Here is a 17,936-nt window from a genome sequence, read left to right as displayed (position 1 = left end):
CATGGCTTCCATCGAAATCAAGGGTCTGGTGAAAGAGTTCACCGACAGGCGCGGCGCGGTGACCCGAGTCATCGACGGTGTCGACCTGACCATCTCCGGTGAGACCTTCGTCTCCGTCGTCGGTCCGTCGGGCAGCGGCAAGACCACTCTGCTGAACATCGTCTCGGGTATCGAAACCCACACGTCGGGAAACGTCGCGCTGCGCGCAGGTGCCCGAGATGCGCGCGTGGGCTATGTCTTTCAGGACCCGCGGTTGCTGCCGTGGCGCACCGTGATGGCCAACCTCGGTTTCGTGCAGCACGAACGCGCCGGCTGGCAGGACCGGGCCCGCCACTACCTCGACCTAGTCGGGTTGAGCCACTGCGCGGACAGATACCCGGCACAGCTGTCGGGCGGGCAGCAACAGCGCATCGGCATCGCCAGGGCATTCGCCGTCGAACCGGACGTGCTGTTGATGGACGAACCGTTCAGCCATCTCGATGCGATGACGTCGCGGACGCTGCGTGAACATCTGGAGCGGATCTGGCTGGAGTCGCGGCGCACCGTCATGTTCGTCACCCACGACGTCACCGAAGCCGTCCAGCTGTCGGACCGGATCGTCGTGCTCGAACCGGGGGGCAGGATCCACGAGATCATCGACGTGGACCTGCCGCGCCCCCGGCGGGCGTCGGATCCGGCGGTCGCGGTGCTCCAAGCGCAGGTGCTGGCGCGGTTCGAGGCGCTCGAAGCGCAGGGCGCGGCAGCGTGACCATCCGTCCCGGACCGGTCGACGTCCACGCACACTGGTTGGCGCGGGAGCTTTTCGGGCTCGCCCCGGGATCACCGCTGCCACCACTGCGGGACCAGGACGGTCAACTGCACCTCGGCACGCTGCCGCTGTCCATCGACACCGATGCGATGACCGACATCGACCGCGTCCTCGCCGACACCGAGACCGCGGGCCTGGGATCGCGGGTGCTGTCGGCGCCGCCGTTCGCATTTCCCATCACCGCCCACGAGGGCGTCGACGACTTCGTCGGCGCGTTCAACGACGAACTGCAGAAGCAGTGCCACGACAGTGCGGGACGACTCCTGGGGCTCGGACTGGTATCGCTGCACGACCCGGAGTCGGCGCGTAAACAGATCGCGGCGCTGGCCTCCTCGGATGTCGTCCGCGGGATCGCGGTGCCGCCGGTGCTCGACAGCACGTCCTTCGACGTGGCGCCGATGCGCGAGATACTGGTGGCAGCAGCCGAATACGGCGTCGCGGTACTGGTGCACCCGATGCAGCTGCCGCGGCCGGAGTGGTCGTCGTATTACCTCGCGAACCTGATCGGCAATCCCGTGGAGTCCGCGACGGCCGCCGCGGCGCTCACCCTCGGCTGCGTGCTCGACGAACTACCCGGTCTGCGGATCTGCCTCGTTCACGGCGGCGGGTGTGCCCCCGCACTGGTGGGGCGGTGGCAGCACGGTTGGCAGCAGCGGGCCGACGTCCGATCCGCGGGCGCACGGGCGCCCCGAGATGCGTTCCGCGACCTGTGGTTCGACACCCTCACCCACGACGTCCCCACCCTCGAACTTCTTGCCCAGCAGTCCGATCTCGCTCACCTGATGTGTGGCAGCGACTATCCGTTCGACATGGGCACTCACAACCCCTTGCAGCTACCGCACGCGGTGGGCATCGACGACGCCGCCCTGGAGACCAACGCCCGCGCCTTCCTCGGGCTCGACACACAGGAGTAGGACATGAACGACTGGAGCGGACACCGGGCGATCGTCATCGGAGGCTCGATCGGTGGACTGACCACCGCGCTGCTGTTGCGCAGACTCGGCTTCGACGTGGCGATCTTCGAACGCACGCCCACCGATCTGGACGGCCGGGGCGGCGGCATCGTCCTGCAGCCCGACACGCTGCGATGGTTCGTCGAGTGCAGCAGCCAGCATCCCGAAACCGTCAGCACCTCAACGCAGTTCGTGCAGTACCTCGGCCCCGACAACACCGTGGTGCACCGCGAGGAGGCGCCGTGGAGCTACACTTCCTGGGGCACGTTCTATCGTGCGCTGCTGGCCGACTTCGGCACCGAGAGCTACCATCTCGGCGAGTATGCCGCCGGGTTCGACCAGGACGCCGACGGAGTGGAAGTACGGTTCACGTCGGGTCGGTGCGAACGTGCCGACCTGGTGGTGTTCGCCGACGGGATCACCTCGCCGAGCCGGCGCCGGATCTCGCCCGAATCGCGGCTGGAATATTCGGGCTACGTCGGCTGGCGCGGCACCGTGCCCGAGAGTGACGTATCCTCGGAAACCTTCGACCTGCTCAAGGATTCGATCAGCTACAGTCTCGGTCCGCACACCCACATCAACGTCTACCCGATTCCGTCGCCGGACGGTGGCCTGGAGCCGGGCCGGCGGCTGCTGAACTACGTGTGGTACCGCAACGTTGCCGAAGGCTACGCGCTCGACGAACTGATGACCGACAAGCGCGGGTTCATCGCGGGCGTTTCGCTGCATCCGGGACAGGTGCAGGACAGGTTCGTCGACGAAATGCGTTCGACAGCACAGCACGTGCTCGCCCCGGCTGCCGCGGAGGTCGTGTTGCGCACCGAACAGCCGTACCTTCAGGCGGTGTACGACGCCGGTGCGCGTCAGATGGCGATGGGCCGCGTGGCTCTCGTCGGAGATGCCGCCAGCGCCGCGCGTCCACACGCCGCAGCCGGCACTGCCAAGGCCGCCGCGAACGCCTGGGCGCTGTACGACGCGCTGTCCGAAAGCTCCGATATCGCCGAAGCACTGGCGAAGTGGGAACCCGGGCAGCTCGAACTCGCGCAGCGGCTGCTTCGCCGCGTCAAGGAGATGGGGACACGCTCGCAGGTCACCGGCACCTGGATCCCCGGCCACCCCGAGAACAGATTCGGCCTCTACGGCCCGGGCCACTGACCAGAGGAGAAGAAACACCGATGAACGACTTTCTGACCGACGCCCCGCTGGCGGGCACCCTGGTCGCGACGGACTTCGAGGGTTGGAGCGACGAGCTGCGCGCGGAGTTCGAATCCCATTCCCACGACGGGCATGTCGGCTCGCGGCTGCTGAGCGAGAACGCCCGGGTCCGGGTATGGGAGATCCGGCTGGCGCCCGGGCAGCGCTGGCATGCCCACCGGCATGTGCTCGACTACTTCTGGACGGCGGTCAACGCCGGCACCAGCAGGCAGCACACATCGGACGGCACCACCCGCGATGTGTCCTACAACGCCGGTGAGACACGGCATTTCACCTTCGAGACCGGCGAGTACCTGCTGCACGACATCGAAAACGTGGGCGACGGCGAGCTCGTCTTCACCACTGTCGAACACATCGACTCGGCGAACGCACCCCTGGCGATCTAGGGCGTGACGGCGTCGCTCGCCGGGTCGATGAGGATCTTGGCGTGCGTCTCGGGGTCGCCGAGCGCCTCGAACGCGGCCGCGACGCCACCGAGTCCGACCGTCCCGGTCACCAGCGCCGAGGCGTCCACCTTGCCGTCGGCCAGCATGTGGAGGGTGTCGCGATACTCCAGTGGGGTCTGTCCGAAGACGAAGCGGAGATCGATCTCCTTGCCGATCGCCACCGCCGGGCGAATCCGGTCCTCGCTCATGCAGACGCCGACCACGATGACGCGGGAGGCCAGCGGTGCGGACCGGATGATCCCGTCGATCATCCCGGGCACGCCGACGCACTCGAAGATCACCGGGCGCTTCGGTGCGGTGCCGCCGAGCTTGTCGGCCACGCGGTACACGTGCGCCCAGCCGGGGATCTTGCGCAGCTTCTCCATGGACCCGACACCGAGCTCGTAGAGGGCCGGCAGTTCGGTCAGGCCGCGCTGCCTGGCGGGCACCGCCTCGTACGGCGAATCCTCGGCGGGGTCGACCACGATGTCGGCACCGCACCGGGTCGCGAGCGCTCGGCGCCCGGGTGAGAAGTCGCTCGCAACGATCGTGCGTACGCCCTGCGCCTTGAGGTGGCAGATGACGGCGAGCCCCACCGGACCGCACCCGAGCACGATCGCGACATCCTTGGTGGTGATGTCACTGCGCCGCACCGCGTGCAGGGCGACCGCCATCGGCTCGGTCAGCGCGGCCGTCGCCGGATCGAGCCCGTTGGGCACCACGAACGTCAGCGCCGCCTCGGTGACGACCTGCTCGGCGTACGCGCCGGGGGTCAGCGGCGACAGGCCGATCAGGTGCACGCCGCCGTTGGCGCGTCGCAGCGGGAACGACACCACGGTGGTGCCGGGACGGAACTCCTTGCCCGCCTTGCGCCCACGCTCGGCGACGGCGCCGCAGAACTCGTGCCCCATGACCACCGGGGTGTCGCTGCGTGCGAAGTCGTGGTACCCGCCCTCGGCGAACACCTCGGTGAGTTCGTCGGCGTGATCCTTGGCGTGCAGGTCCGATCCGCAGATCCCGGTGCGCAGCACGTCGAGCACGAGCTGACCCTCGTCGGGCCGCGGTGCCGGCAGGTCGACGACTTCCAGAGTGCTGCGAAGACAGCTGACCGCTTTCATTCAGCCATCGTTGCACGGTAGAACGACGGTATGAGTTCCTCTTGTCAAAGGGCCGCAATCGCCCTGGCGGTGGTGGCCGCGGGCTGCGCCGCCCCGCCGCCGGTCGCCCAGGCCGGGCCTGCTCCCGTCATCGAGCCGGTAGTTCTGGAGGAGATCCCGCACGACCCCGCGGCGTTCACGCAGGGCTTCGAGATCAGCGACTCGGTCCTCTATGAGGGCACCGGGTTGGCCGGGGAGTCGCAGATGCGTCAACTCGATCCGGGCACGGGACAGGTGGCCCGCTCGGTGGCCGCACCCGACGACGTTTTCGGCGAGGGCATCACGCTCGTCGGCGACAAGATCTGGCAGCTGACCTACCAGGACGGCGTGGCCGTCGAATGGGACAAGGCCACGATGACTCCCGTGCGCGATGTTCCGCTGTCCGGGGAGGGCTGGGGGCTCTGCTACGACGGGCAGCGGTTGATCCGCAGCGACGGCACCAACCACCTCACCTTCCACAACGCCGACGACTTCGCCGAGAACGGTGGCGTCGACGTCACCAAGGACGACGCGGAGATCAAGGGGCTCAACGAGCTGGAGTGCGTCGACGGCCAGGTCTGGGCCAACGTGTGGCCGACCAACGAGATCGTCCGCATCGATCCGTCCAACGGCAAGGTCACCCTCGTCGTCAACGCCGCTCCGCTGCGGGCCCTCGGCATCCCGCCGAGCGCGCAGGTGCTCAACGGCATCGCCCACGTCCAGGGCTCGGAGTTCCTGCTGACCGGCAAGTACTGGCCCAAGACGTTCCGGGTGAGCCTCGATGGGTAAGTCGCGATCACTGGCCGTCGTCACGGCGGCCTACGTCCTTGCCGTGGCCGCCGCGGCCGCCTGGCTGGTGTGGGGCCCGTCCACGGACAGGCTCTGGCTCGACACGTTCATCGCCGACATCGTGGCGACCGTCGTCATCTTCGTGTTCAGCCGCATCTACGGAAACTCGAGCTTCTACGACGCGTACTGGAGCGTCATCCCGCCGCTGATCCTCTTCTACTGGTGGTACGAGGCGGGATCGTCCACGCTCGCCGTCTGGCTGATGGCCGTGCTCGTGACCGTCTGGGCAATCCGCCTGACCGGAAACTGGGTGTACGCGTTTCCCGGTCTGCACCACGAGGATTGGCGCTACCCGATGTTCCGCGAGCGGGCGGGCAGCTTCGAGTTCGTCGCGGATCTGGTCGCCATCCACCTGATCCCGACCGTGCAGGTATTCCTCGGGATGCTGCCCGTCTACGTCGCGATCATGAACCCGGGCGCCGCCACCTGGCTGGTGGTCCTGGCGTTCGTCATCGGAATGGCGGCTGTCGCACTCGAATTCGCCGCGGATGTGCAGATGCATCGATTCGTCGCGACCAAGCAGCCGGGTGAGGTGATGGACCGCGGCCTGTGGAGTTGGTCGCGGCACCCGAACTATTTCGGCGAGTTCGGGTTCTGGTTCGCGCTGGCGCTGTTCGGCATCGCGAGTGCGCCTTCTGCCTGGTGGGTGTTCATCGGGGCGGCCGCGATGCTGGCGATGTTCCTCGGCGCGAGCATCCCGATGATGGAAGCCCGTAGCCTCGAACGCAGGCCGGACTACCAGGCCGTCATCGACCGGGTGTCGCGGTTCGTCCCCTGGCCGCCTGCGAAGGTGCGCGCATGACCGGCAGGCGGGTCGTTATCGCCGGACTCGGTGACGTCGGGGTCCTCAGCGCGATCAAGCTTTCCAAGCACGCCGACGTCGTCGGAATCTCGGCGAAACCGGGGCTCGTCAGCGGGCAGGAACTCGGGTGGCGACTGGCCGCGCCCGACCATTGGGCGCAACACAATTGGATTCCGTTCTCCCGGTTCCGCGGACTCGACAAAGCCCGCACCGTGCACGGCACGATCACCGGAGTCGACATCACGGCCAAGACCGTCGCGGTCACGCTGCCCGACGGGTCGTCGACTGACGTGCCCTACGACACGCTCGTCATCGCGACGGGTGTCACCAACGGATTCTGGCGGCGACCCGTCTTCGAGACGGCGGCTCAGGTTGGCGACGGCATTCGGGCGCCGCACGAAAAGCTCGCTGCCGCAAGGTCGGTCATCGTGGTGGGTGGCGGTGCCGCCGCGGTCAGCAGCGCGGCCCAGATCTCGGCGGTGTGGCCGGACAAGCGGGTCGAGCTGTATTACCCGGGAGAGCGCGCGCTGATCGGCCATCATCCGCGGACCTGGGAGAAGATCCGCAGCAGGCTCACCGAGGCCGGGGTGGTGCTGCGCCCGGGTCACCGCGCCGACCTGGAACCGGGATTCACCGGCGACGAACTGACCGCCGGCCCGGTGCGCTGGAGCACCGGGCAGGAGCCGGCGACGGCCGACGCGGTGCTGTGGGCCATCGGGCGCGTGCAGCCCAACACGTCATGGCTGCCCGCCGAACTGCTCGACGACGACGGCTTCGTCCGCGTCACGCCCGAACTGCGCGTGCCGGGTCATCCCGACATCTTCGCCGTCGGTGACGTCGCGGCGACGGACCCGCTGCGCAGCTCGGCCCGCAACGGTGGCGACGGGCTCCTCGCACACAACGTCCGTGCCGCCTTCGACGGCAAGCCGCTGAAGAAATACCGGGCGCCGAAGCAACGTTGGGGATCGGTGGTGGGAATCCAGCCGGACGGGCTCGAAGTCTTCGCGCCCAACGGCAAGGCGTTCCGGTTCCCGGCGTGGGCGTTCGAGCGGGTGCTGATGCCGGTGATCGTGCGCTGGGGTATTTATCGCGGTGTGCGACAGGAGGAAGCATGAGTTTTGACCCGCACGAACTGCTGGCTTCCGCGCGGCTCGGTGTGCTGGCCACGATCAAGTCCAGCGGGGTGCCGCAGCTCTCGCCGGTGACGCCGTTCTACGACCGTGATGCCGGCGTCATCTACGTGTCGATGACGGAGGGGCGCGCCAAGACGACCAATCTGCGCCGCGATCCGCGCGCCGCACTGGAGGTCACCAGCACCGACGGCTGGGCGTGGGCCACCGCCGAAGGACCGGTCACGCTGACCGGCCCGGGTAGCGAGCCGAACGGTCCCGAGGTCGAAGCGCTGGTCGACTATTACCGAAGCGCCGCAGGCGAACACCCGGACTGGGACGAGTACCGGTCGGTCATGGTGTCCGATCGCAGGGTTCTGATGACGTTGACCGTCGAGCGGGTCTACGGCGAGAAGCTGCGCTAGTTCAGACTCTCGGTATCTCGGCGTTGATGCGGTCGAGAAGCTGCGGGTATCGCTTCGCCTCGCGATGCGCGCCGGGCTTTCCGCTGCTGACCACCGCGACCGACAGCGCGCGGTCGGGATCGGCCCACACCGCGATGTCGGTCAGCCCGGTGTGGCCGAACGCGCCGGCGGCGTCGCGGCCGAATGGCCCGAAACGCTTGGACCCCAACATGTATCCGGTGCCCCACCGCATCGGGGCCAACCCCGTGGCGAGATCAGGCCGCAGCCTGCGGGCCTCGGCGGTCGCCGCCCGCAACGTCTCCGGCGAGAGCACGCGCACACCGTCGAGTTCGCCGCCGCGGCACAGGATCTCGGCGAACCGGGACAGCTCGTTGGCGTTGGACACCGTGTTCGACGACGGGATGACCCCGGTGAGGAACCGGGGCGTGTTCGAGAACGGGATGATCTTCTGCGGCGTCCCGCCGACCGCGATCTTGAATGCTTTGGCGATCGGCGCCGGCAGTGGCTTGCCTGTGACGTGGCTGGGCGCAACCAGTGGAACATCCTGTGGCGCAACGCCGTAATTGGTCCACCGGAACCCGAGCGGGGTTAGGATCTCGTCAGCGAGAATGTCGCGGATGCTGCGTCCCGTTGCGGCGGAGATGATTTCACGCATCAGCGGACCCCACGTCAATCCGTGGTAGATGTGAACCAGGCCCGGCGGGTACACCGGCTTCATCCGGCCCAGCATCTCGCGGGTGTACTCGCTGTCGTCCATCCGCTTGAGATCGGGCTTCGGGCCCGTCGCGAACGGGATACCCGCGCTGTGGGTCATCACGTGCCGGATCGTCGTGCGGTCCTTGCCGTGGCTCGTGTACGTCGGCAGGTATTCACACACCCGGTCGTCGAGGGAGAACGCGCCGCGCTCGACGAGCATGTGCGCCACGGTCGTCGTGATGGCCTTCGCCGCGGAATACACGCAGAACGGAGTCTTCGTGGACACCGGGACGTCATCCCAGGCGTATCCGATCGCACGGTCGAGGATCACCTTGCCGTCGCGGCGCAGACACACCTGGATGGCGGGCTGCATACCCGCCCGATACCAGTGTGTGGCGGCTTGCCAGATGCGCTCGATCGCCGCGGGATCGACGGCGGAGTGGTCCTCGATGCCGACCGCGGTGATCTCGGTGAGCTCTGTCACGGCGGGGGCGGCGGCCCTCCACTGAACATGCCGCTGCCGATTGCCTGGGTCAGTTCACCCAGCAATGAGCCGGGCCCGGGCTCGGGCGGCATCGGTGTGTTCGTCATCTGCCAGGCCTGGCAGTCGCTGGTGGTGAAGGAGGTGTCGGTCGGCATGATCTGCACGAACGACGGCTTTTTCGTCAGGCGATTGTCGACCAGTTGGTCGCCGGCGGTGCGCTTCCAGTAGCAGGCACCGCCCTCGACCGGCCCCGCCGACTGGTACACGCCAGGGGCGATGTCGGCGCCGACGGCGTAGGTGCCGTCGGCGTCGATCACCGTCTTGAGCCCCTCAGCGGGTGCTGCGGGTGCTCCGGGCGCCGCCTCGGCAGGACCCGGTGGGGGAGCCGGTGCGGGGCTTGGAGCCGGTTGAGCTCCCGCGACGGGGGCTGCCACGCACCAGCCGACCACCAGGGCCGCAGCGAGCACGGCTGGTTTCGTCGACCTCATAGGAAGCGAGTCTAATTGCTCGCGAGATCAACCGGCCATGAACGAGTTGTAGGCCGACTGCAGATCCGGCGGCAGCACGGTCACGTTGCAGTTGCGCTGCGCATCGCCGAGCGGTGCCAGGATGCCGCGCAGGTCGTAATACTCACCGGGGTTGGCGGTGAAGTACCCACGCAGATTCGCCTCTGCCTCGGGCCGCTGCTGGCTCATCGCCGCGGTGACGGCCTGGTTGGCACCCGGATGCGCGTCGAGGTACTGCCGCGCGGTCGCGGTCACGGAGCTGACGGTCCCGGTCAGGTCGCTGGCCGAGCACCCGGCCGGCTGTGCCGAGGCCACAGGTGCCGCGACGGTTGCTACGGCGAGACCGCCGAACAGACAGGCCGCCCCGACGCCGGCCACGACGCGGTTCTTCTTCTGCGTGGTGATACCAGTGAAACTCATGATGAATGTGGTCCCTCATGTTGGTGATTGATGGTGGATCGATTTCTACAATCCCCGACGAAAACCAAGGTAGCCGAGATCTGAGGGGCCCAAACGTCGCCTGCGGAGGCCACATGTGACACCGCGGAAGTGTTACGCCCGAAGGGCGTGATATCGGCCTCATTCTCGGCGAAACTGTTCGCTGTCAACGAAATTCACGCGCCAAAACTGTGAAGTCTCTGAAGGTTTGCCAGTTGTGCTTAATTGATCGTGATGTGGGTCGTTGCCCAATCGTTATCGGCCGTTACGTCAGATAGCTTCTGTGTCATGTCTGAAGTCGAGCGCGCCCCGACCCACGATGTGTGGGAGACGATGTCGACGGCCCGCACCATCCGGCGGTTCACCGACGAGCCCGTCGAAGATGCGACGCTGCGGCGCTGCCTGGAGGCCGCCACCTGGGCACCCTCGGGAGCCAACGCGCAGTCGTGGCGGTTCGTCGTGCTGCGCTCGGACGAGCAGCGCGCGGTCGTCGCGAAAGCCGCCGCGCACGCGCTCGCGGTCATCGAACCCGTCTACGGGATGACCCGGCCCGCTCCCGACGACGACAGCCTGCGGGCCCGCAATGCCCGGGCCACCTACGAGCTGCACGACCGGGCCGGGGAGTTCACGTCGGTGCTGTTCGCGCAGAAGCGTTTCCCGACGGCGTCGGAACTGCTGCTCGGCGGATCGATCTTTCCGGCGATGCAGAACTTCCTGCTGGCCGCACGGGCGCAGGGACTGGGAGCCTGCCTGACGAGTTGGGCGTCCTACGACGGCGAACAGGTGCTGCGCGACGCCGTCGGGGTACCCGACGACTGGATGCTGGCCGGCCACATCGTCGTCGGCTGGCCGAAGGGCAAGCACGGCCCGCTGCGCCGCAGACCCGTCGAGCATGCTGTCAACGCCGACGTGTGGGACCGCCCCATACAGTGGACCCGTGAAACTTGACCTGCTGTCGCCCGGCATCGAAGTCGGGCTCGTCACCACCGATCTGGCTCCGATGGTCGCCTTCTACGAGGGCTTTCTGGAACTCGAGCCGCAGGGTGAGATCGAGTTCGACGGCGGCTCGCAGCGCCGGTACTCGCTCGGTGGCAGTGTGCTCAAGCTCGTCACCTACACCACGCCGCCGCCGGCTCCTGCCGCGCCGGGCGGTGGGCGCGCGCAGGCGGGCCTGCGATATTTCACGATCGGCGTGACCGGGCTGCGTGCTGTCGGCGAGGCGTTCGAGGCCTCCGAGTACGAGGTCGTCGAACCCGTGACCGAGTTCGCGCCGGTACCGGGGATGGGCTGGATGTTCGTCGCGGATCCCGACGGCAACCACATCGAACTGTTCGGAACCCTCTGATATGGGCCAGCCCTTCCCGCCGCAGCAGCAGGTCCCGACCTGCTATCGCCATCCCGACCGCCAGACCTATGTTCGCTGCACCCGCTGCAACCGCTTCATCTGCCCGGAGTGCATGCGCGACGCCGCCGTCGGGCATCAGTGCGCCGACTGCGTCGGCGAGGGCGCCCGATCGGTGCGGCAGGCGACCAATGTGTTCGGCGCCCAGCGCCCCAGGACGATGACCCCGGTCGTCACGTACGTGCTGATCGCCGTCAACGTGCTGATGTTCGGGCTGCAGATGGCCTCGCCGGACCTGGAGCGCGCGCTGGGGCTCTGGTCCCCGGCGGTCGCCGATGGCGAGTTCTACCGGCTGCTGACGTCGGCGTTCCTGCACTTCGGGCTGACCCACATCGCGTTCAACATGCTGGCGCTGTACTTCGTCGGTCCGCCGCTGGAGATCGCTCTGGGCCGGGTGCGCTATATCGGCCTGTACCTGCTCAGCGCGCTCGGCGGTTCGGTGCTCGTCTATCTGCTGACGCTCAACGCGCTGACGGCCGGCGCGTCCGGTGCCGTGTTCGGGTTGTTCGGCGCGATGTTCGTCGTGGGCAAGCGGCTCAACATGGACGTGCGTTCGGTCATGATGATCATCGGCCTGAACCTGGTCTTCACCTTCGTCTATCCGCTGATCACGTCGCAGAACATCAGCTGGCAGGGCCATATCGGCGGCCTGGTCACGGGCGCGCTGGTGGCCGCCGCGTTCGCCTACGCACCGCGCGAACGGCGCAACCTCGTGCAGGGCGGTGCGGTGGCAGCGCTGGTGGTCGTGTTCGTCGGGCTGATCGTCTGGCGCACGGCCGACCTGCGGGCGCTGATGGGGCTCTAGATGTACTCGGCGGTCGCCTCCAGAACCGCCAGGTGATCGTCGACGGTCCGCAGGCCGGCGCCCATCGTGTTCACCGACAGGTGGGTCGCGCCGAAGGCCGCCCATGCCGCGATGTCCGCGGCCGCGCGGTCGTGGTCGCCCTGCCAGGTGACGCGCCCCTCCATCCCGATCTGTGCCGGGTCACGACCCGCTTCGCGTGCTGCGGCGTCGACGATCGCCTTCGCCTCGTCCAGCTTGGGGCCCGGTGAATGCATCGGGAACCAGCCGTCGGCCAGCCGGCCGGCCCGTTCGTAACCCCGTCGGACCGCGGCGCCGATCCACAACGGGATGGGCCGCTGCACCGGTAGCGGCGCGATTCCGGCACCGGTCACCCGGTGGTACCGGCCGTCGAACGTCACCGACCGCTGCGTCCACAGCCGCCGGAGCAGATCGATCTGTTCCTCGGAGCGCCTGCCGCGGTTGTCGAAGCGCTCACCGAGCGCCTCGTACTCGACGGCGTTCCAGCCCAGGCCCAGCCCGAACCGCAGCCGACCGCCGCTGAGCAGGTCGACCTCGGCGGCCTGTTTGGCCACGAGCGCGGTCTGGCGCTGCGGCAGGATGATGACGCCGGTGACCAGTTCGAGCGTGGTCGTCACCGCGGCGAGATAGCCGAACATCACCAACGGCTCGTGAAAGGTCGTATCGATGTCATAGGGGCCCGACCAGCCCTGATGCACGGTGGGATCGGCGCCGAGGATGTGGTCGTAGGCAAGGAGATGGGCGAACCCGAGCTCCTCGACACGTTGGCCGTAGGCCCGCACTGCTCCCGGGTCGCCGCCGAGCTCTGTCTGGGGAAACACCACACCGATACGCATGAAGCACAGGTTAGGAGCGAAAAAGGGTATGAGTGGGTGATGCTCGGCCTACCCGATCGCATCCGCGCGTGCCTTTTCGACCTCGACGGGGTGCTCACCGACACCGCCAGCGTGCACAAGCGCGCGTGGAAGGCGATGTTCGACGAGTATCTGCACAGCCTCGACGAGCAGAACCTGCCGTTCGATGCGGGAGCCGATTACGAGAACTACGTCGACGGGAAACCGCGGGAGGACGGGATCCGCTCGTTCCTCGGCAGCCGGTCGATCCACCCCGACGACGCGACGGTCACCCGCCTAGGTGACCGCAAGAACGAGATGTTCCAGCACGTGCTGCACACCGACGGTGTCGACGTGTTCGAGGGATCGCGGCGCTACCTCGAGGCGGCGGCCGAGGCGGGGTTGCGGCGCGCCGTGGTGTCATCGAGCGCCAACACCCGCGAAGTTCTGGCGCTGACCGGGCTGGACACCTACGTCGAGCAGCGGGTCGACGGTGTCACGCTGCGCGAGGAGGGGATACCGGGCAAGCCGGCCCCCGACTCGTTCCTGCGCGCGGCCCAACTGCTCGACGTGGCACCGGCCGAGGCGGCGGTGTTCGAGGACGCGCTGTCCGGCGTGGCCGCCGGCCGCGCCGGCAAGTTCGGTCTGGTGGTCGGAGTCGACCGGGTGGGACAGTCACAAGCATTGCGGGACAACGGCGCCGATATCGTCGTCACCGACTTGGGGGAGCTGCTCTCTTCATGATGATCTCCGACGAGGCCTTCCCGGTCGAGCCGTGGCAGGTCCGCGAGACACAGCTGCGCGTGGAGCTTCTGCCGCAGACCGAGTCGCTGTTCGCACTGTCCAACGGGCACATCGGGTTACGCGGCAACCTCGACGAAGGAGAACCCCACGGGTTGCCGGGAACCTACTTGAACGGGTTCTACGAGGTGCGTCCGCTTCCGTACGCCGAGGCGGGCTTCGGGTACCCCGAAGACGGACAGTCGATCGTCGACGTCACCAACGGCAAGATCATCCGACTCCTGGTCGACGACGAGCCGTTCGACGTCCGCTATGGCGAAATCCGTTCGCACGAACGGACTCTCGACATGCGCGCGGGGACGCTGACCCGCACCGCAGAGTGGACGGCGCCGTCGGGTAAGCGGGTCAAGGTCAACTCGACGCGGCTCGTGTCGCTGGCCCAGCGTGGTCTCGCAGCCATCGAGTACGTCGTCGAGGCGGTCGACGACGTCCTGCTGACCGTGCAATCGGAACTGGTTGCCAACGAGGATCAGCCGAAACAGTCCGGGGATCCGCGGGTGGCGGCGGTGCTGGACAAGCCGCTGGAAGCGGTCCAGCACGAAGTCAGCGACCGCGGCGCTCTGCTGATCCACCGGACCCGGGGGAGCAACCTCAGCATGGCGGTGGCGATGGACCACCTCGTCGAGGTCGACGGTCGCGTCGAGATCAGTGGCGACGCCGGGGACGACTGGGCCAGAACGACAGTGGTGTGCGGACTGAAAGCCGGTGAGCGCCTTCGCCTCGTGAAGTTCCTGGCCTATGGTTGGTCGAGCCTGCGCTCCCGGCCCGCGCTGCGCGACCAGGTGGCAGCGGCCATCGCCGGGGCGCGCTACACGGGCTGGCAGGGTCTGCTCGACGCGCAACGGGATTACCTCGACGACTTCTGGGACTGCGCCGACGTCGAAGTCGACGGCGACGCCGACTGCCAGCAGGCTGTGCGGTTCGGCCTCTTCCACGTTCTGCAGGCCAGCGCCCGTGCCGAGCGCCGCGCCATTGCCGGCAAGGGGCTGACCGGGACGGGTTATGACGGCCATGCCTTCTGGGACACCGAGGGTTTCGTGCTCCCGGTGCTGACCTATACCGCACCCGGCGCGGCCGCCGATGCGCTGCGCTGGCGCGCGTCGACGCTGGACATGGCCCGTGAACGTGCCGCCGAACTCGATCTGGCGGGCGCCAGTTTCCCGTGGCGCACCATCCGCGGCGAGGAGTGTTCGGCGTACTGGCCCGCGGGCACCGCAGCGTTCCACGTCAACGCCGACATCGCGATGGCCTTCGAGCGCTACCGCATCGTCACCGGGGACGATTCCATCGAAAAAGAGTGCGGGCTGGCGGTTCTCGTGGAGACGGCCCGGATGTGGCTGTCGCTGGGACACCACGACCGGTACGGACGATGGCGCATCGACGGGGTGACGGGCCCCGACGAATACACCGCGGTGGTGCGGGACAACGTGTTCACCAACCTGATGGCCGCGCAGAACCTGCGGATCGCGGCGGGAGCGTGCACCCGCCATCCCGAGGCCGCCCGCGAGCTGGGTGTCGACACCGAGGAGACCGCCGCCTGGCGTGACGCCGCCGACGCCGTGCACATCCCCTACGACGAAGAGCTGGGGGTGCACCCGCAGTGCGACGGCTTCACGACATTGCGCGAATGGGACTTCCGCGAGAACACGGAATACCCTCTGCTGCTTCATGAACCGTACGTCCGGCTCTACCCGGCCCAGGTGGTCAAACAGGCCGACTTGGTGCTGGCGATGCAGTGGCAGAGCCACGCCTTCACCCCCGAGCAGAAGGCGCGCAACGTCGACTACTACGAGCGCCGCACCACCAGGGACTCGTCGCTGTCGGCATGCACCCAGGCGGTGATGTGCGCCGACGTCGGGCATCTGGAGCTGGCGCACGACTATGCCTACGAGGCCGCGCTGATCGACCTGCGGGACCTGCACCACAACACCGGCGACGGCCTGCATCTGGCGTCACTGGCGGGAAGCTGGACCGCGCTGGTGGGCGGGTTCGGCGGGTTGCGGGACGACGAGGGTGTGCTCTCGCTCGACCCGCAGCTGCCCAGCGGCATCAGCCGGCTGCGATTCGGGTTATGCTGGCGCAACTTCCGGGTGACCGTCGAGGCCGACCACAAAACGGTGACCTACACCCTGCGCGACGGACCCGGCGGATCTCTGGAGATTCGGCACGCAGGAGAGACCCTGGAGATCAGCACCAAGAAGCCGACGACGGTGAAAGTCAAGCACCGCAAGGCATTACTGGACCCGCCCAAGCAGCCGCCAGGCCGCGAACCGCTTCGCAGGAAGCGGCGCTCAGACCTCCAGTCGTGAGCCGATCATCACCGTCCGGTCCAGTGGAAGCCCGAACGAGGCAGCGGCGTCGGCGGTGATGTAGGACGTCGCGATGAACAGCCGTTTGCGCCACGGCGCCATCGTCGGTGAATCGCCTTGGCACAGTTCAAGTCTGGACAAGAAGTAGGTCGCTTGGTCCAGATTGAGCGGGCCCTCGGTCTGGGTGGGGTCGAGCAGGCTCAGTGCGTGCGGGACGTTGACCCGGTCCATGTAGCCGAAATGCATGATCACGTGGATGATTCCGTCGTCGGGGACGCCGAGCGCATCGAACGTGATCCGGTCGGTGTCCGGGATCCGGGGCACCGGCTCGGTGTTCAGCGAGACGATCACCACGTGCTCGGCGAGCACATGGTTGTGCTCGACGTTGGCGCGCATCGACAGCGGGGCCGTGTCGTCGCCGCGGTTCAGGAACACCGCGGTGCCGGGCAGCCTGACCAGCGGCGGTTCCCGGGTGCTGAGACTTTCGATGAACTCGCGCATCGGCCCCTCGGCCTTGCGCCTGGCCTTCGTGACGAGCACCCGCCCACGCTGCCACGTCGTCATGATCGTGAACGCGATGATCGCGATCAGCAGCGGCAGCCAGGCACCGTGCACGAGCTTGGTCATGTTCGCCGCGAAGAACATCACGTCGATGAACAGCAGCACACCGCCGCCGCCGATCACCAGCCACAGCGGTGCACCGGCGCGGGTGCGCGCCAGATACAGGAACAGCAGCGTGGTGATCGTGATCGTGCCCGTCACCGCCATGCCGAACGCATAAGCCAGCGCCGAGGAACTGCGGAAGGCGAACACCAGGATCAGCACCGCGACCAGCAGCACCCCGTTGATCCACGGCACGTAGATCTGGCCGATCGTCGACGCCGACGTGTGCTGGATGCGCAGCCGGGGCAGGTAACCGAGCTGGGCGGCCTGCGACGCGACCGAGAACGCACCGGTGATCACCGCCTGCGATGCGATGACGGTGGCTGCGGTGGCCAGCAGGATCAACGGGATCCGCGACCACTCCGGCATCAGCAGGAAGAACGGTGCCTTGACCGAGGTTTCGTCGCTGAGCACCAGCGCCCCCTGGCCGAAGTAGTTCAGCGTGCAGGCGGGCAGCACCAGACCCAGCCAGCCCAGTGTGATCGCCTTGCGACCGAAGTGACCCATGTCCGCGTAGAGAGCTTCGGCGCCGGTGACCGCGAGGACGACGGCGGCGAGCGCGAAGAATGCGATGTGGAACTGGCCGGTGACGAAATCCAGCGCGTACATCGGTGACAGCGCGCGCAGGATGTCGGGGTTGCGGGCGATCCCGCCGATTCCGAGCGCACCGATCGAGACGAACCACAGGATCATCACCGGGCCGAAGAACCGGCCGACCATTGCGGTGCCGCGGCGCTGGACCGAGAACAGCGCGACGATGATGACCGCGGTGATCGGGACGACGAGGTCCTTGAAGTCGGGGTCGACGACCTCGAGTCCCTCGACCGCCGACAGCACGGAGATCGCGGGGGTGATCATGCTGTCGCCGAAAAACAGTGCGGCACCGAACACGCCGAGTGCCGACAGGACGATCGTCGTGTGGCGCTTCCTCGGCGCACCGAACTTCCGCACCAAGGTGATCAGCGCCATGATGCCGCCCTCGCCGTGGTTGTCGGCGCGCATCACGAGCGTGACGTACGTGAGCGTCACGATCATCATCACCGACCAGAAGATCAGCGAGACGACACCGTAGACGTGCTGCGGTGACACCGGCACAGGGTGCGGGTCCGTCGGGTCGAACACCGTCGCCAGCGTGTAGATGGGGCTGGTGCCGATGTCGCCGAAGACCACACCGAGCGCGCCGACCACGATGGCAGGCCGGAGGAGGTTTCTGTGGTCGGTGCCCGAGTTGGTGTCGATGCGCAACATTGTCGCTGACT

Annotated in this window: 19 protein-coding genes; 13 read left to right on the top strand and 6 right to left on the bottom strand. The window is 67.6% G+C overall.

The window, feature by feature from the left end:
- Position 1 precedes the first annotated feature (1 nt).
- Genes P9A17_RS27960 through P9A17_RS27945 form a run of 4 tightly spaced genes read left to right on the top strand, consistent with a single transcriptional unit; the run spans position 2 to position 3,362 of the window.
- A complete protein-coding gene (locus P9A17_RS27960; protein ID WP_278042026.1) occupies positions 2–748 on the top strand; it encodes an ABC transporter ATP-binding protein in 747 nt (248 codons plus the stop codon).
- On the top strand, positions 745–1,722 hold the full coding sequence (locus tag P9A17_RS27955) for an amidohydrolase family protein (RefSeq protein ID WP_278042025.1): 978 nt from the start codon (positions 745–747) through the stop codon (positions 1,720–1,722). The genes P9A17_RS27960 and P9A17_RS27955 overlap by 4 nt, the downstream gene beginning before the upstream one ends.
- Positions 1,723–1,725: 3 nt before the next feature.
- The gene (locus P9A17_RS27950) at positions 1,726–2,916 is read left to right on the top strand and encodes an FAD-dependent monooxygenase (RefSeq protein ID WP_278042023.1); all 1,191 of its coding nucleotides are present in this window, start codon (positions 1,726–1,728) and stop codon (positions 2,914–2,916) included.
- Between the two features lie 20 nt (positions 2,917–2,936).
- Complete coding sequence (locus P9A17_RS27945) at positions 2,937–3,362, top strand: hypothetical protein (RefSeq protein ID WP_278042022.1); 426 nt, start codon at positions 2,937–2,939, stop codon at positions 3,360–3,362.
- Here P9A17_RS27945 and P9A17_RS27940 read toward each other — a convergent pair.
- On the bottom strand, positions 3,359–4,519 hold the full coding sequence (locus P9A17_RS27940) for a zinc-binding dehydrogenase (protein WP_278042021.1): 1,161 nt from the start codon (positions 4,517–4,519) through the stop codon (positions 3,359–3,361). The two genes, P9A17_RS27945 and P9A17_RS27940, sit on opposite strands and share 4 nt — an antisense overlap.
- A gap of 30 nt (positions 4,520–4,549) precedes the next feature.
- Between P9A17_RS27940 and P9A17_RS27935 the strand changes: the two genes are divergently transcribed.
- From P9A17_RS27935 to P9A17_RS27920, 4 genes are read left to right on the top strand one after another with little or no spacing between them, the layout of a single operon-like run.
- Positions 4,550–5,326: a glutaminyl-peptide cyclotransferase gene (locus P9A17_RS27935; protein WP_278042020.1), complete on the top strand. Its 777-nt coding sequence runs from the start codon at positions 4,550–4,552 to the stop codon at positions 5,324–5,326.
- A complete protein-coding gene (locus P9A17_RS27930; RefSeq protein ID WP_278042019.1) occupies positions 5,319–6,188 on the top strand; it encodes a DUF1295 domain-containing protein in 870 nt (289 codons plus the stop codon). The genes P9A17_RS27935 and P9A17_RS27930 overlap by 8 nt, the downstream gene beginning before the upstream one ends.
- Positions 6,185–7,303, top strand: a complete 1,119-nt coding sequence (locus P9A17_RS27925; RefSeq protein ID WP_278042018.1) for an FAD-dependent oxidoreductase — start codon at positions 6,185–6,187, stop codon at positions 7,301–7,303. The genes P9A17_RS27930 and P9A17_RS27925 overlap by 4 nt, the downstream gene beginning before the upstream one ends.
- Positions 7,300–7,722 (top strand): PPOX class F420-dependent oxidoreductase, encoded by a 423-nt coding sequence (locus P9A17_RS27920; protein WP_278042017.1) that lies wholly within the window; start codon positions 7,300–7,302, stop codon positions 7,720–7,722. Before P9A17_RS27925 ends, P9A17_RS27920 begins: the two co-directional genes overlap by 4 nt.
- Position 7,723: 1 nt before the next feature.
- Here P9A17_RS27920 and lipE read toward each other — a convergent pair whose 3' ends face one another.
- The 3 genes from lipE to P9A17_RS27905 are packed head-to-tail and all read right to left on the bottom strand — an operon-like array spanning position 7,724 to position 9,828.
- Positions 7,724–8,902, bottom strand: coding sequence for a lipase LipE (gene lipE, locus P9A17_RS27915; protein WP_278042016.1), 1,179 nt, complete (start codon positions 8,900–8,902; stop codon positions 7,724–7,726).
- Positions 8,899–9,390, bottom strand: a complete 492-nt coding sequence (locus tag P9A17_RS27910) for a hypothetical protein (protein ID WP_278042015.1) — start codon at positions 9,388–9,390, stop codon at positions 8,899–8,901. The genes lipE and P9A17_RS27910 overlap by 4 nt, the downstream gene beginning before the upstream one ends.
- A gap of 27 nt (positions 9,391–9,417) precedes the next feature.
- Positions 9,418–9,828 carry a heme-binding protein gene (locus P9A17_RS27905; RefSeq protein WP_278042014.1) on the bottom strand — a complete coding sequence of 137 codons (411 nt, stop codon included), beginning with the start codon at positions 9,826–9,828 and terminating at the stop codon, positions 9,418–9,420.
- Between the two features lie 306 nt (positions 9,829–10,134).
- On the opposite strand from P9A17_RS27905, the gene P9A17_RS27900 reads away from it, so the two are divergent.
- The 3 genes from P9A17_RS27900 to P9A17_RS27890 are packed head-to-tail and all read left to right on the top strand — an operon-like array spanning position 10,135 to position 12,053.
- Positions 10,135–10,794 carry a nitroreductase family protein gene (locus tag P9A17_RS27900; RefSeq protein WP_278042013.1) on the top strand — a complete coding sequence of 220 codons (660 nt, stop codon included), beginning with the start codon at positions 10,135–10,137 and terminating at the stop codon, positions 10,792–10,794.
- Positions 10,739–11,191 (top strand): VOC family protein, encoded by a 453-nt coding sequence (locus P9A17_RS27895; protein WP_278042012.1) that lies wholly within the window; start codon positions 10,739–10,741, stop codon positions 11,189–11,191. Before P9A17_RS27900 ends, P9A17_RS27895 begins: the two co-directional genes overlap by 56 nt.
- A gap of 1 nt (position 11,192) precedes the next feature.
- Positions 11,193–12,053: a rhomboid family intramembrane serine protease gene (locus P9A17_RS27890; RefSeq protein WP_278042011.1), complete on the top strand. Its 861-nt coding sequence runs from the start codon at positions 11,193–11,195 to the stop codon at positions 12,051–12,053.
- Here the strand turns inward: P9A17_RS27890 and P9A17_RS27885 are convergent.
- Positions 12,050–12,907, bottom strand: coding sequence for an LLM class F420-dependent oxidoreductase (locus P9A17_RS27885; protein WP_278042010.1), 858 nt, complete (start codon positions 12,905–12,907; stop codon positions 12,050–12,052). The two genes, P9A17_RS27890 and P9A17_RS27885, sit on opposite strands and share 4 nt — an antisense overlap.
- Before the next feature lie 39 nt (positions 12,908–12,946).
- Here P9A17_RS27885 and P9A17_RS27880 point away from each other — a divergent pair, with 39 nt between their 5' ends.
- Positions 12,947–13,648 (top strand): beta-phosphoglucomutase family hydrolase, encoded by a 702-nt coding sequence (locus P9A17_RS27880; RefSeq protein ID WP_278042009.1) that lies wholly within the window; start codon positions 12,947–12,949, stop codon positions 13,646–13,648.
- Positions 13,648–16,014 (top strand): glycoside hydrolase family 65 protein, encoded by a 2,367-nt coding sequence (locus P9A17_RS27875; protein WP_278042046.1) that lies wholly within the window; start codon positions 13,648–13,650, stop codon positions 16,012–16,014. Before P9A17_RS27880 ends, P9A17_RS27875 begins: the two co-directional genes overlap by 1 nt.
- On the opposite strand, the gene P9A17_RS27870 is transcribed toward P9A17_RS27875, so the two are convergent.
- Entirely contained in the window at positions 15,997–17,925 is a 1,929-nt protein-coding gene (locus tag P9A17_RS27870; protein WP_278042008.1) for a KUP/HAK/KT family potassium transporter, read from the bottom strand. The genes P9A17_RS27875 and P9A17_RS27870 overlap by 18 nt on opposite strands.
- Positions 17,926–17,936: the final 11 nt, after the last annotated feature.

Origin of the sequence: Mycobacterium sp. 236(2023), from assembly GCF_029623955.1 — a bacterium.
GTDB lineage: Bacteria > Actinomycetota > Actinomycetes > Mycobacteriales > Mycobacteriaceae > Mycobacterium.
This window is presented reverse-complemented; position numbering and strand designations above follow the sequence as displayed.

What these genes read in the sequence shown, in the direction of transcription:
- P9A17_RS27950 (WP_278042023.1), top strand. Translation starts at nt 1,726, where the DNA reads ATGAACGACTGGAGCGGACACCGGGCGATCGTCATCGGAGGCTCGATC.
- P9A17_RS27885 (WP_278042010.1), bottom strand. Translation starts at nt 12,907, where the DNA reads ATGCGTATCGGTGTGGTGTTTCCCCAGACAGAGCTCGGCGGCGACCCG.
- P9A17_RS27890 (WP_278042011.1), top strand. Translation starts at nt 11,193, where the DNA reads ATGGGCCAGCCCTTCCCGCCGCAGCAGCAGGTCCCGACCTGCTATCGC.
- P9A17_RS27935 (WP_278042020.1), top strand. Translation starts at nt 4,550, where the DNA reads ATGAGTTCCTCTTGTCAAAGGGCCGCAATCGCCCTGGCGGTGGTGGCC.
- P9A17_RS27940 (WP_278042021.1), bottom strand. Translation starts at nt 4,519, where the DNA reads ATGAAAGCGGTCAGCTGTCTTCGCAGCACTCTGGAAGTCGTCGACCTG.
- P9A17_RS27925 (WP_278042018.1), top strand. Translation starts at nt 6,185, where the DNA reads ATGACCGGCAGGCGGGTCGTTATCGCCGGACTCGGTGACGTCGGGGTC.
- P9A17_RS27960 (WP_278042026.1), top strand. Translation starts at nt 2, where the DNA reads ATGGCTTCCATCGAAATCAAGGGTCTGGTGAAAGAGTTCACCGACAGG.
- P9A17_RS27930 (WP_278042019.1), top strand. Translation starts at nt 5,319, where the DNA reads ATGGGTAAGTCGCGATCACTGGCCGTCGTCACGGCGGCCTACGTCCTT.
- P9A17_RS27900 (WP_278042013.1), top strand. Translation starts at nt 10,135, where the DNA reads ATGTCTGAAGTCGAGCGCGCCCCGACCCACGATGTGTGGGAGACGATG.
- P9A17_RS27945 (WP_278042022.1), top strand. Translation starts at nt 2,937, where the DNA reads ATGAACGACTTTCTGACCGACGCCCCGCTGGCGGGCACCCTGGTCGCG.
- P9A17_RS27875 (WP_278042046.1), top strand. Translation starts at nt 13,648, where the DNA reads ATGATCTCCGACGAGGCCTTCCCGGTCGAGCCGTGGCAGGTCCGCGAG.
- P9A17_RS27905 (WP_278042014.1), bottom strand. Translation starts at nt 9,828, where the DNA reads ATGAGTTTCACTGGTATCACCACGCAGAAGAAGAACCGCGTCGTGGCC.
- P9A17_RS27870 (WP_278042008.1), bottom strand. Translation starts at nt 17,925, where the DNA reads ATGTTGCGCATCGACACCAACTCGGGCACCGACCACAGAAACCTCCTC.
- P9A17_RS27880 (WP_278042009.1), top strand. Translation starts at nt 12,947, where the DNA reads ATGCTCGGCCTACCCGATCGCATCCGCGCGTGCCTTTTCGACCTCGAC.
- P9A17_RS27895 (WP_278042012.1), top strand. Translation starts at nt 10,739, where the DNA reads ATGCTGTCAACGCCGACGTGTGGGACCGCCCCATACAGTGGACCCGTG.
- P9A17_RS27910 (WP_278042015.1), bottom strand. Translation starts at nt 9,390, where the DNA reads ATGAGGTCGACGAAACCAGCCGTGCTCGCTGCGGCCCTGGTGGTCGGC.
- P9A17_RS27920 (WP_278042017.1), top strand. Translation starts at nt 7,300, where the DNA reads ATGAGTTTTGACCCGCACGAACTGCTGGCTTCCGCGCGGCTCGGTGTG.